We start from the raw sequence: 11,923 nt of genomic DNA, 5'->3' as shown, positions 1-11,923 counted from the left end.
GCGGTGGACCCGACGGTCGCGGCGGACCGCGGTGGGCCCGTCAGAAGGCGGTGGACGTGGCGGACCCGACGCGACGCGGCGAGCGCGTCGATCGCCTCAGTGCGCCGAGCCCGACAGCTGCAGCCCGATCACACCGATGATGACGAAGCTGATCGAGACGATCTTCAGGGTCGAGACCAGGTCGCCGAGGAAGACCATGCCGTAGATGGCGGTGCCCGCCGCGCCGATACCGGTCCACACCGCGTACGCGGGACCGACGTCGAGCTTCTTCAGGGCCATGGTCAGCAGGCCGAAACTGCCCAGCGCGAAGGCGCAGAAGGCGATGGTGGGCCAGAGCCGGGTGAACCCGTGCGACAGCTTCAGACAGACGGCGAAGCCGGTTTCGAGCACCCCGGCCACTATGACCAGCAGCCACGCCATGTGTTGTCCTCCCGTAGTCCCGTACCGTGACCGCCGCGTCGCCTGGTCTCTTCACTGGGTCGCTTCGTCCGGCTTTGCGCAGGCTTGGATCCGGCTTGGTGCGATTATGCACTTACCGGTCCCACGGCACGGCAAACAACGCGGAGGTCAGTCGCCTTCCTTCGCTTCCCGCGTCGAGAGCAGCCGGCGCAGCGAGTACAGCCTGGCGGGGTCGGCGTGTCCTTCGGCGATCCACGCGTCCAGCGCGCAGTCGGGCTCGTCGTGACTGCACGCGCGGGGGCAGCCCTCCGTGCCGGGCACCAGGTCGGGGAAGGCGTTGATCACCCGGGACGGATCGATGTGCGCCAGCCCGAACGACCGTACGCCCGGGGTGTCGACGACCCAGCCGCCCTCCTTCGAGGACAACGGCAGGGCGAGGGCCGAGGTCGTCGTGTGCCGGCCACGTCCCGTCACCGCGTTGACGTGGCCCGTCACGCGACGGCGGTCCTCGGGCACCAGCGTGTTCACGAGCGTCGTCTTGCCGACTCCGGAGTGGCCGACGAAGGCCGTGATCTTGCCGTCCAGGTGCTCTCTTACGAGGCCGGCCGCGGCGCCGTTCTCCAGTTCCTCGCGGCTGGTCACGACGTACGGGATGTCCAACGCGCCGTACAGTTCGAGCAGTTCGTCGGGCGGTGCGAGGTCCGACTTGGTCATCACCAGCAGCGGGGTGAGGCCGCCGTCGAACGCCGCGACCAGGCAGCGGTCGATCAGACGCGGTCGTGGCTCGGGGTCGGCGAGGGCGGTGACGATGGCGAGTTGGTCGGCGTTGGCGACGACCACGCGCTCGTAGGGGTCGTCGTCGTCCGCCGTGCGGCGCAGGAGCGAGGTGCGCTCCCCGATGCGGACGATGCGCGCGAGGGTGTCCTTCTTGCCGGTCAGGTCACCGACCAGTGCCACCCGGTCGCCGACCACCGCCGCTTTGCGGCCCAGTTCGCGGGCCTTCATCGCCATGACGATCCGGTCCCCGACGAGGCAGGTCAGCCGGCCGCGGTCCACGGTCAGGACCAGGCCCTCGGCGGCGTCCTCGTGCTTGGGCCGGATGTGGGTGCGCGGCCGGTTGCCCTTGCGGTTGGGGCGGGAACGGATGTCGTCCTCGTCGGTGTGCTTGCCGTAGCGACGCATGGCGAACCGTCCCTATACCCCGAGCATCCCGGTCCACAGGTCGGGGAATTCGGGCAGGGTCTTGGCCGTCGTCGCCACGTTCTCGATCCGCACCCCTTCCACCGCGAGGCCGATGACCGCGCCGGCGGTGGCCATGCGGTGGTCCTCGTAGGTGTGGAAGGTCCCGCCGTGCAGTGGCCGCGGGCGGATGTGCAGGCCGTCGGCGGTCTCGGTGACGTCGCCGCCGAGTTCGTTGATCTCCTTGGTGAGCGCGGCCAGCCGGTCCGTCTCGTGCAGGCGCAGATGCGCCACCCCGCGCAGGGTCGAGGGGGAGTCCGCGAGGGCGGCGACGGCCGCGATGCCCGGGGTGAGCTCACCGACCTCACTCAGGTCGACGTCGATGCCGTGCACGGCACCCGACCCGGTGAAGACGAGCCCGTAGTCGGTCAGTTCGCAGGAACCGCCCATCTCGGTGAAGATCTCGCGGAGCCGGTCACCGGGCTGGGTGGTGCGGGACGGCCAGTCGGGGACCACGACCTTGCCGCCGGTCACCAGCGCCGCCGCCAGGAACGGCTGGGCGTTGGACAGGTCGGGCTCGACCGTGAGGTCCCGGCCGAGCAGCGCGCCCGGCGTGACCCGCCAGACGTTCGGCTCACCGCCGGACTCCGGGGTGTCGACCTGGGCGCCGACCGAGCGCAGCATGTCGACGGTCATGCGGATGTGCGGCATGGACGGCAGCGCGGAGCCGGTGTGGCGGACCTCGACGCCCTGGTTGAAGCGCGGTCCGGACAGCAGCAGGGCGCTGACGAACTGGGAGGACGACGACGCGTCGATCTCGACCGGGCCGCCCTCCAGCGCGCCGCCGCCCTGCACGGTCAACGGCAGTGCGCCGCGCCCGTCGTCGTCGATGCGGGCGCCGAGGGCGCGCAGCGCGTCGAGCACCCCGTGCAGGGGACGCTCGTACGCACGCGGGTCGCCGTCGAAGCGGATGGCGCCGTCGGCGAGTGTGGCGACCGGCGGCAGGAAGCGCATGACCGTGCCGGCGTTGCCCACGTCGACCGTGGCCGGGCCGCGCAGGCCGGCCGGGATGACACGCCAGAACTCGCCGGTGCCGTCCGGGCCGACGCCCTCCTCGATCTCGACGCCCATCGCGCGCAGGGCGTCGGCCATCAGCAGGGTGTCGCGGGAGCGCAGCGGGCGGCGGAGCCAGCCGGGCTCGGAGGCGAGAGCGGCCAGTACCAGGGCACGGTTGGTGACCGACTTGGATCCGGGCACGTGGACGGTCGCGTCGACGGCTCCGCTCGCGTGCGGGGCGGGCCAGAGGATGGTGTGCGCGGGGTTCACGGTCATGGGCCCCACTTTAATGGCTGAGGACCATCGGAGATCTTGATCAAAAGCGGTGAAACCTGACCGAAACCGCGACAGTGCAATTGCCGTGCATATATGCGGAGCGTAGGGCAGAGCACATACCCCGGGTCACCCCTGTCGCCCTGGGCTCACAGATCCAGCAGCCAGCGCCCCCCGCCGACCAGCGAGCACAGCGACACCGCGTGGAACAGGAAGAACCACACCCCCGCCGGCGCGTGGGTCAGCCGGGCCAACTGGTCCGCGTCCGAGTCGCCGGCCCCGCCCCGCGCCCGTTTGGCCTGCAGCTCGAACGCCGGACGTACCCCGCCGAGCAGCAGGAACCACACCACCGCGTACGCGAACGCCGCCTGCACCTGGGGCCCGGCCAGCCAGGACACCAGGACGAACGTGGCCCCGGTGAGCACCACCGTCAGTACCCCGTACGCGTTGCGGACCATCACCAGCAGTGCGACGAGCAGCGCCGTCGCCAGCCACAGCAACAGGGTGATGCGTCCTGAGGCGAGCAGCGCGGCGCCGCCGAGGCCGAGCAGCGGGGGAGCGGTGTAGCCGGAGACCGCGGTGAGGATCATCCCGAGGCCGTGCGGCTTGCCCCGGCTGACGGTCAGGCCGCTGGTGTCGGAGTGCAGGGTGATGCCGGTCAGAGTGCGTCCGGTGACCAGGGCCACGAGTCCGTGGCCGCCCTCGTGCGCGATGGTGATGGCGTTGCGCGCTGTCCGCCACGGCCCGCGCGGCACGACGACCGCGAGCGCGGCGACCAGGGTCGCGACCACCACCCACAGGTCGGGATCGGACTGGGTGCCGGAGACCTCGTCCCAGAGTGAGGTGAGCGAGGCCGTTGCGAGGTGGTCCATGTTCGGTGAGGGCTCCTCGTCGGTGGGTACGGGCGGGTCGTGGCGCGCGGCGCCTCGTCGAGGGGTGGTGGTCGGGAGGCGGGCTGGCCTGGCAGTGTGGCACGTATGTGCGGACGGTATGCGGCGAGTCGTCGACCCGAGGATCTCGCGGGAATCTTTGAAATCGAGAAGTGGGAGCCGGAGGAGACTCTGGAACCCGACTACAACGTGGCCCCCACCAAGGAGGTCTACGCCGTCCTGGACCGTCCACTGAAAGACGTCGAGGACCCGAAGCCGGTTCGCCAGCTGCGCAAGCTGAAGTGGGGGCTGGTCCCCTCCTGGTCCAAGACGCCCGAGGGCGGCGCCCGGATGATCAACGCCCGCGCGGAGACCGTCCACGAGAAGCCGTCCTTCCGCCGTGCCTTCGCCACCCGGCGCTGCATCCTGCCCGCCGACGGCTACTACGAGTGGGTCACCGGGAGGCAGGAACGCGACCTGGAGGTCGAGGGGCGCAGGAAGCGGCCCCGAAAGCAGCCGTACTTCGTGACTCCCGCCGACGGGACGGTGTTCGCCATGGCAGGGCTGTACGAGTTCTGGCGGGACCGGACGCTGCCGGACGACCACCCGCGGACCTGGTGGGTGACATGCTCGGTGATCACCACGGAGGCGGAGGCGGCACCGCTGGCCGTCGCCCCCGCCGAGGGCCCGCACGCGCTGGCCGACATCCACCCCCGGATGCCGCTGATGTTGACGCCGGACCGCTGGGACGACTGGCTCGACCCCGCGCGCACCGACCCCGACGAGCTGACCTCCCTGCTCACGCCGCCGCCCACCGGGCTGATGCGGGCGTTCCCCGTCTCCACGGCCGTGAGCAGCGTCCGCAACAACGGACCGGAGCTGCTGAAGGAGCTGGAAGGGCCGGAGGAAGGCACACTTTTCTGACCTGACGGATGCGACAACGGGCGTGATGGCGGACGTGATGGCGAACGCGACAACGGACGTGACGGTGGACCCGACGGCGGATGTGGCGACGGCGACGGATGTGACGGATGTGACGGAGGTGGCGGATGTGACGGAGGCCGTAGAGACGGACGCGGGCCCCGCCCGCATCACCTGGTACCCGGCGAAGAGGCCGCGCCTCGTCCTGGGCGTGAGCCACGGTGCCGGCGGCGGCATCGAGGCGCGCGACCTCCGGGCGCTGGCGGCCGCGCTGCCCGCCCACGGGGTGAGCGTCGCCCTCGTCGAGCAGCCCTGGCGGGTGGCCGGCAAGAAGCTGGCCCCCGCGCCGAAGACCCTGGACGCCGGCTGGCGGGGCGTCTGGCCCGCGCTGGCCGCACCGGGGCTGCCGGTGATCTCCGGCGGCCGGAGCGCCGGCGCCCGCGTCGCCTGCCGCACCGCCACCGAACTGGGCGCCCACGCGGTCCTCGCCCTGAGCTTCCCGCTGCACCCACCGGGCAAGCCCGAGAAGTCCCGCGCCGACGAGTTGCTCGGAGCCGGGGTGCCCACCCTCGTCGTCCAGGGCGGCAACGACCCCTTCGGCAGGCCGGCGGAGTTCCCCGAGGCCCCCGATGGGACGTACGGCATGGTGGAGGTGCCGTACGGCGACCACGGCTTCGCCGTCGCCAAGCGGGCGGAGATCAGCCAGTGCCAGGCCCTGGATCTGATCACCGAGGGTGTCGTCGAGTGGGTCGGCTCACTCGGGTGAACGCCCGGGAATGACCGACGGGTGACCACTGTTGTGGCGGACATACGTTGCTGAGAACCAGCACCGACGCCGTAGGAGAGGAAGTCCGCCGCATGGGTTCAGCCTTCTGCCCCAGTCGCAGCAGCCGGTCAGATCTGGACTGGACAGTGCTGCATGCGGCGAAGACCGCCCCTATTCGGGCGGCGGGCGGACCGGATCGTCGTCTATCCTCCGATTCGAGCGGGGCCGCATTCGGCTCCGTGACATCACTGGAGGAGGTGGGTCCGGTCACTGGGACCGACGCAGGGACCGAACACGGCCAGGCGGAGCAGCCCGAGGGCCGGGGAACGGGCGCGGAGTCGACCGCGGAGCGCAGCGCGCGCTTCGAGCGGGACGCGCTGGAATTCCTCGACCAGATGTACTCGGCCGCGCTGCGCATGACACGTAATCCGGCCGACGCCGAGGACCTGGTGCAGGAGACCTACGCCAAGGCGTACGCGTCCTTCCACCAGTTCCGCGAGGGCACCAACCTCAAGGCGTGGCTGTACCGCATCCTCACCAACACCTTCATCAACTCGTACCGCAAGAAGCAGCGCGAACCCCAGCGCAGCGCGGCCGAGGAGATCGAGGACTGGCAGCTCGCGCGTGCCGAGTCGCACATGTCGACGGGTCTGCGCTCCGCGGAGTCGCAGGCGCTCGACCACCTGCCCGACTCGGACGTGAAGCAGGCGCTCCAGGCGATCCCCGAGGAGTTCCGCATCGCCGTGTATCTGGCGGATGTAGAGGGCTTTGCCTACAAGGAGATCGCGGACATCATGGGGACACCCATCGGTACGGTGATGTCCCGGCTGCACCGTGGACGCCGTCAGCTGCGCGGCATGCTGGAGGACTACGCCCGCGACCGTGGCCTGGTCCCGGCCGGCGCCGGAGAGTCGAACGAAGCGAAAGGCTCGGGGTCATGAGCTGCGGAGAGCCGCACGAAACGGATTGCAGCGAAATCCTCGATCATCTCTACGAGTTCCTCGACAAGGAGATGCCGGACTCGGACTGCGTGAAGTTCGAGCACCATTTCGAGGAGTGCTCGCCCTGCCTGGAGAAGTACGGGTTGGAGCAGGCCGTGAAGAAACTGGTCAAGCGGTGTTGCGGACAGGACGACGTGCCGGGTGACCTGCGTTCCAAGGTGATGGGCCGGATCGACCTGATCCGCTCCGGGCAGTCCGTGCCCGAGCACGACGTCACGGCCGCGCCGCCGGCTCCGCAGGAGTCCTGACTTCAGCAGCAGGTCGGCCCTGGGCCGGACCGTGCGCGCGACACGTCACGTCACTCTGGTCACGTCACTCGTACGTGCTAATGCGCGGGTTGTCCGCCCGCGTCCCCCCTGCCGCCGCCCTAGGCTCCGGAGCCTGACAGGCATGGCCGGGGGAGGGGCTCGTGGACGTGGTACCGGCGCGGGCGCGTGTGTACGTCGCCGGTGCCGTCCTCGCCGCTCTGGTCTGCCTGCGCCCGCTGCCCGAACTGCACGCGCCCTGGTGGGCGGTGTTGCTGTTGGCCGGCCTGTACGCGGGCTCGGAACTCCTCGCCAGGTCCCGTTCCGTCGGGACCTGCTACCCCGTACTGCTCGCCGGGGCGTTCCTGCTGCCGCCGCCCGCCGCCGCGCTCGTGGCGCTTCCCGGGGCTCTGCTGTCCCCGGTGGCGCGGCGGCCGTTCGTGCTGCGGCGCGTCTGGCGGGCCGCGCAGTTGACGCTCGCCGTGGGGGCCACCGCGCGGGTGCACTGGGAGCTGGGCGGGCGGGACGCCGTCGTCTCGCCCGACTTCCCGTACGCGCTCGTTCCGGCCGGGGCCGCGGTACTGGCGTTCTGCCTGGTGCTGACCCTGCTGGACGGCGGCATCCTGGCGCTCGCCGACCGAGTGCCGGCGCGCCGGGCCTGGCGGGGGCTGTTCGCCCGGTCGCTCGCTCCGATCGCCGTGCACGGGCTCGCCGGGCTGATGATGGCCGTCCTGTGGCGCAGCCCGTACGGTCCCGTGGCCGCGCTGCTCGTGCTGCTGCCGATGTGCGTGGCGTGGTGGGCGTTCGCCCAGTACCACCGGGAACGGGCCGCGCACCAGGCGACCATCCGCGCGCTGGTGCAGGCCGTCGACATCAAGGACGGCTACACGCGCGGGCACAGTGAGCGCGTCGGCCAGGCGTCGATGATGATCGCCCGTGAGCTGGGCATGGACGACGAGCGCGTGGAGACGCTCCGCTTCGCCGGGATCCTGCACGACGTGGGCAAGCTCGGCGTGCCCACCCGGCTGCTGCGCAAGGACGGGCCGCTGACGCCCGAGGAGCGCCGGGTGATCGAACTGCACCCCGAGTACGGGCACGAGATGGTGCGCGGCATCCGCTTCCTGGGCGAGGCCCGGGCCGCCGTCCTGCACCACCACGAACGACTGGACGGCAGCGGCTATCCCTACGGACTGGCCGGCGACCGGATCCCGGAATCGGCCCGGGTGGTCGCCGTCGCCGACGCCTTCGACGCGATGACGTCCACGCGCTCGTACCGCCGGGCCCGTCCCGTCGCGGCGGCTCTGGAGGAGCTCCAGCGGTGCGCCGGGGCGCAGTTCGACCCACGGGTGGTCGGGGCGCTGCTCCGCGCCCTGGGACACCACGGCTGGCGCCCGGCGGTGACGGCGGAAGGAGCGCCAGTAGTCCGGCGGGCCAGGGCGGCCGCGGGCCGGGGGGAACAGGCGTGCGACAGTGTGGGCAGGGGGACGCGGTGACGAGGATCCTGGTAGGTGGCGGGACGGCCTTCCTCCCGGCCTCCGGAAAGGCCGCCGGTGGATGCCCGGGCCGGTCGCCGGCGGCCGGCCGTGCGGCAGGAGGCCGCGGCCGTGTCGGGGGGAGTCCGCCATGACATCGTGGCGGCCCCGGTCTTGGGCCCGGCCCGAGCCCCGGTCCCGGCCCTTGCGCCGGTTCCTGCACTGGTCCTTGCTCCGGTCCCAGTCCGTGCCCCGGCCCGTGCCCTGGCCCCGGCCCCGGTCCCAGTCCTCGTCCCGGCCCCGGCCCCGTTCCCGGTTTCAGTCCTGGCACCGGACCCGGCCACGGCCCCGAACCTGGTCCCGCTCTCCCCTCGTCCTGGGCCTCGTCCCTGCCTGCGCCGGGCTCCTCGCCCTCCCCTGTCTCGCGTCCGTGCTGTGGTCGGGACCGGCGGAGCGGGCCGTCGCGCTCGCCTTCGGCGCCCTCGTCGCCCTCGGTGAGCTCACCCGGCGGGCCGGGGCCGAGGTCCGGGAGGCCGCGCCGCTCGCGGCCGCCGGGGCGCCGGCGTACGCGCTGCTCGGTGACGTCGCCGGGCGGCCCACACACCACGGCGTCGCCCAGACCGTCACCGTCGTGCTCGCCGCCTCGCTGCTCGGCAGCGTGCCCTACGTCGCCCGGGGCGGCGGGCCGGTGCTGGAACACCTGGCGCGGCGCGTGCTCACCGTCGCCTTCGCCGCCGTGTGCTTCCAGCCCCTGTCCAACCGGGGCGTCTTCCGTGACTGGAGCGGCCCCGCGTACGCGCTGCTGCTGATCGCGCTGCTCGCCCTGACCACACTGTGCGACGCCGTACTCGCCGCGGCACTCGAACACGCGCGTACCGGATGGCCCTTCGGCGCGCTGCTGCGCGAGGAGCTGCGCGGCATGGTCGGGATCACGTCCGCGGTGTGCGCGACCGGCGTGGTGATGGCGCTCGCGGTGGCCGTCGCGGGACTGTGGGCGCTGCCCGTCCTCAGCGTGCCGCTGCTGCTCACCCAGCTGTCCTACCGGCGCTACGCGGCGGTCCGGGCCACCTACCGGCAGACCATCGCCTCCCTGGCCCGGGCCACCGAGATCGCCGGGTACACCCCGGCCGGGCACGCCCGCCGCGTCGCCGAACTCAGCGGCGCCGTCGGTCGGGACCTGGGGCTCTCCGGGGCCGAGCTGGCCGTGCTGGAGTACGCGGCCCTCATGCACGACATCGGCCAGCTGAGCCTGGTCGACCCGGTCCCGGACGGGGCCACCGCCGCCCTGCCCACTGCCGAGCAGCGGCGGATCGCGCTGCTCGGCGGGGCCGTCGTCCGCCAGACCGGGGTCGACGCGGCCGTCGCCGTGGTGGTGGAGCGGCAGGCCGACCCCTGCCGGGAGCAGCCGGTCGCCGCGCGGATCGTACGGGCCGTGAACGCCTACGAGGAGAAGGCGCGGGACGCCGGGCCCGGCGGCGGCCTCACGGCGCTGGAAGAGCTGCGCCTGGCCACCGCGGGCGACTACGCTCCGGACGTCGTGGAAGCACTGGCCCGGGTGCTCGCCCGCGGCAGTCTTACCGCGCCCTCGGCTGGGTAACCCATGGGTAATGAGCGCCCCTCCAGGCGTACGTGGTTGGATGCGAAGGAGAAGGTGTCCGGGGGCGCGGGAAGGCACAGCCAGCCCACAGAACGGAACTGGCAGGCGGGAATCGTGAGGATCTTCGGCAAGGGACGGCACCGGCCCTCCGCCTCCTGGCGGCAGGCCACCGACCGTGCGTTCACCCTGATCGGTGACGGTCGCTACGAGGACGCGGGCGCGCTGCTGACGCGCGCCGCCGACCTGGAACCCTGGCTGTCGGAGTCGTGGTTCAACCTCGCCCTGCTGCACAAGTTCCGGCACGACTGGGAACAGGCCAGGGCGGCGGGGCTGAGGGCCGTCGCGCTGCTCGACCGCGACATCGGCGCACCCGACTGGTGGAACGTCGGCATCGCGGCGACCGCCCTGCAGGACTGGCCGCTGGCCCGCCGGGCCTGGCAGGCCTACGGACTGCGTACCCCGGGGGACCCGACGGACGCCGGTGAGCCGCTCGGCATGGACCTCGGCAGCGCGGCCGTACGGCTGTCCCCGGAGGGGGAGGCCGAGGTCGTGTGGGGGCGGCGGCTGGACCCCGCCCGCATCGAGGTGCTGTCCATCCCGCTGCCGTCCTCCGGCCGGCGCTGGGGCGAGGTCGTCCTGCACGACGGAGTGCCGCACGGGGAACGCACCACCACCGCCGGGCACGCCTACCCCGTCTTCGACGAGATCGAGCTCTGGGCGCCGTCGCCCGTGCCCACCTGGGTGGTCCTCCTGGAGGCCGCCACCGAGTCCGACCGGGACGCCCTGGAGCAGCTCGCCGCCGACGCCGGGTTCGCCGCCGAGGACTGGTCCTCGTCGGTCCGGCTGCTGTGCCGGATGTGCTCGGAGTCACGGATGCCGTCCGACGAGGGCGAGGGCGAGCACCTCGACCCGCACGACCACAGCGAACCGGGGCACCCGGGGCCGCTTGGCCACCGCACCGACGGGCAGCTGTGGGTGCCGGAGCGGGAGTGCGGGGTGGCCGCGCCGGCCGCGCTGGTGAAGGGGCTGCTGGACGGATGGGTCGCCGACAGCCCCGACTCCCGGGACTGGCGGGACCTGGAAGAGGTCTGCTGAGCGGCCCCGTAGTCTTTACCGGGACCTCCGCGGCAGCGGTCGCCAGGTATCACCCTCAGTCGCGTCGCATCACCCTTAGTTGTTCGAGGAAGGCATACGTCGGTCATGGCCCAGCAGGACACCGATCAGCAGCACGCGGGCGTGCTCCCCGTGGACGACGAGGGGTTCGTCGTCGACACCGAGGACTGCGAGGAACGCGAGGCGTCCTGGCGTGAACGCGGCACCTCGCGTCCGATCACGGTGGTCGGCAACCCGGTGCTGCACAAGGAGTGCGAGGACGTCACCGACTTCGGCGAGGAGTTCCAGCAGCTGGTCGCGGACATGTTCGCGAGCCAGCGCACCGCCGAGGGCGTGGGCCTGGCCGCCAACCAGATCGGCGTCGGCAAGAAGGTCTTCGTCTACGACTGCCCCGACGACGAGGGCGCCCGCCACGTCGGCGTGGTCTGCAACCCGGTCCTCGTCGAACTGCCCGCCGACCGGCGCAGCCTGGACGACAGCAACGAGGGCTGCCTGTCCGTGCCGACCGCCTACGCGCCGCTCGCCCGCCCCGACTACGCCGAGGTGACCGGTCAGGACGAGAAGGGCAACCCGGTCAGGGTGCGCGGCACCGGCTACTTCGCACGGTGTTTGCAGCACGAGACGGACCACCTGTACGGGTACCTCTACATCGACCGGCTCTCCAAGCGTGAACGCAAGGAGGCGCTGCGGCAGATGGCCGAGAACGAGCCGCGCTACCCCGTGGTCGCGAACGACTGACACCGCGGCATCCGCCACACAGCCACCGCGCGCACGGCGCCCGTTCGGGTCTCACCCCGAGCGGGCGCCGTTCGTCTGTCCGTCGCCTGTTCGAGCCCCGCCGCTCGCGAGAAGAACGCGAACCTGCCACACACCAGGAGAATTCCGGCACCGGGGGGTGGCGAATGAAGCAAATCCGTTCCCAGAACGGTCAGTTGTGGTGCTGAATAGGAAGTACGGGGATACGCAACGGCGCACGCCCCGTCCGGCGAGAGGGGTGCGCCACCGGCGGCTGAGAGGGGTTTGTTCGTGCAT

At 72.0% G+C, this 11,923-nt stretch carries 12 protein-coding genes; 8 read left to right on the top strand and 4 right to left on the bottom strand.

Annotation, left to right across the window (positions count from 1 at the left end):
• Nucleotides 1-96: 96 nt before the first annotated feature.
• The 4 genes from ABEA26_RS12175 to ABEA26_RS12160 form a co-directional block, all read right to left on the bottom strand.
• The gene (locus tag ABEA26_RS12175; protein WP_279559871.1) at nt 97-420 is read right to left on the bottom strand and encodes a DMT family transporter; all 324 of its coding nucleotides are present in this window, start codon (nt 418-420) and stop codon (nt 97-99) included.
• Between the two features lie 147 nt (nt 421-567).
• On the bottom strand, nt 568-1,581 hold the full coding sequence (gene rsgA / locus ABEA26_RS12170) for a ribosome small subunit-dependent GTPase A (RefSeq protein WP_345591844.1): 1,014 nt from the start codon (nt 1,579-1,581) through the stop codon (nt 568-570).
• 12 nt (nt 1,582-1,593) lie between these two features.
• Nucleotides 1,594-2,910, bottom strand: coding sequence for a 3-phosphoshikimate 1-carboxyvinyltransferase (aroA, locus tag ABEA26_RS12165; RefSeq protein WP_345591843.1), 1,317 nt, complete (start codon nt 2,908-2,910; stop codon nt 1,594-1,596).
• Between the two features lie 146 nt (nt 2,911-3,056).
• The gene (locus ABEA26_RS12160) at nt 3,057-3,779 is read right to left on the bottom strand and encodes a M50 family metallopeptidase (RefSeq protein WP_345591841.1); all 723 of its coding nucleotides are present in this window, start codon (nt 3,777-3,779) and stop codon (nt 3,057-3,059) included.
• 105 nt (nt 3,780-3,884) lie between these two features.
• Here ABEA26_RS12160 and ABEA26_RS12155 point away from each other — a divergent pair, with 105 nt between their 5' ends.
• The 8 genes from ABEA26_RS12155 to def all read left to right on the top strand — a co-directional run bounded on the left by ABEA26_RS12155 (nt 3,885) and on the right by def (nt 11,629).
• Nucleotides 3,885-4,700 carry an SOS response-associated peptidase gene (locus tag ABEA26_RS12155; protein WP_345591839.1) on the top strand — a complete coding sequence of 272 codons (816 nt, stop codon included), beginning with the start codon at nt 3,885-3,887 and terminating at the stop codon, nt 4,698-4,700.
• Nucleotides 4,701-4,827: 127 nt separating this feature from the next.
• Nucleotides 4,828-5,463, top strand: a complete 636-nt coding sequence (locus ABEA26_RS12150; protein WP_345591899.1) for an alpha/beta hydrolase family protein — start codon at nt 4,828-4,830, stop codon at nt 5,461-5,463.
• 257 nt (nt 5,464-5,720) lie between these two features.
• Nucleotides 5,721-6,404 carry an RNA polymerase sigma factor SigR gene (gene sigR / locus ABEA26_RS12145; protein WP_003973756.1) on the top strand — a complete coding sequence of 228 codons (684 nt, stop codon included), beginning with the start codon at nt 5,721-5,723 and terminating at the stop codon, nt 6,402-6,404.
• Entirely contained in the window at nt 6,401-6,712 is a 312-nt protein-coding gene (gene rsrA / locus ABEA26_RS12140; protein WP_053136860.1) for a mycothiol system anti-sigma-R factor, read from the top strand. Before sigR ends, rsrA begins: the two co-directional genes overlap by 4 nt.
• Nucleotides 6,713-6,873: 161 nt before the next feature.
• Nucleotides 6,874-8,202, top strand: a complete 1,329-nt coding sequence (locus ABEA26_RS12135) for an HD-GYP domain-containing protein (RefSeq protein ID WP_345591835.1) — start codon at nt 6,874-6,876, stop codon at nt 8,200-8,202.
• A gap of 355 nt (nt 8,203-8,557) precedes the next feature.
• Complete coding sequence (locus ABEA26_RS12130) at nt 8,558-9,778, top strand: HD-GYP domain-containing protein (protein ID WP_425587825.1); 1,221 nt, start codon at nt 8,558-8,560, stop codon at nt 9,776-9,778.
• A gap of 114 nt (nt 9,779-9,892) precedes the next feature.
• Nucleotides 9,893-10,873, top strand: a complete 981-nt coding sequence (locus ABEA26_RS12125; protein WP_279559865.1) for a tetratricopeptide repeat protein — start codon at nt 9,893-9,895, stop codon at nt 10,871-10,873.
• 105 nt (nt 10,874-10,978) lie between these two features.
• Nucleotides 10,979-11,629, top strand: a complete 651-nt coding sequence (gene def, locus ABEA26_RS12120) for a peptide deformylase (protein ID WP_345591829.1) — start codon at nt 10,979-10,981, stop codon at nt 11,627-11,629.
• Nucleotides 11,630-11,923 lie beyond the last annotated feature (294 nt).

Origin of the sequence: Streptomyces marokkonensis (assembly GCF_039539045.1) — a bacterium.
GTDB lineage: Bacteria > Actinomycetota > Actinomycetes > Streptomycetales > Streptomycetaceae > Streptomyces > Streptomyces marokkonensis.
This window is presented reverse-complemented; position numbering and strand designations above follow the sequence as displayed.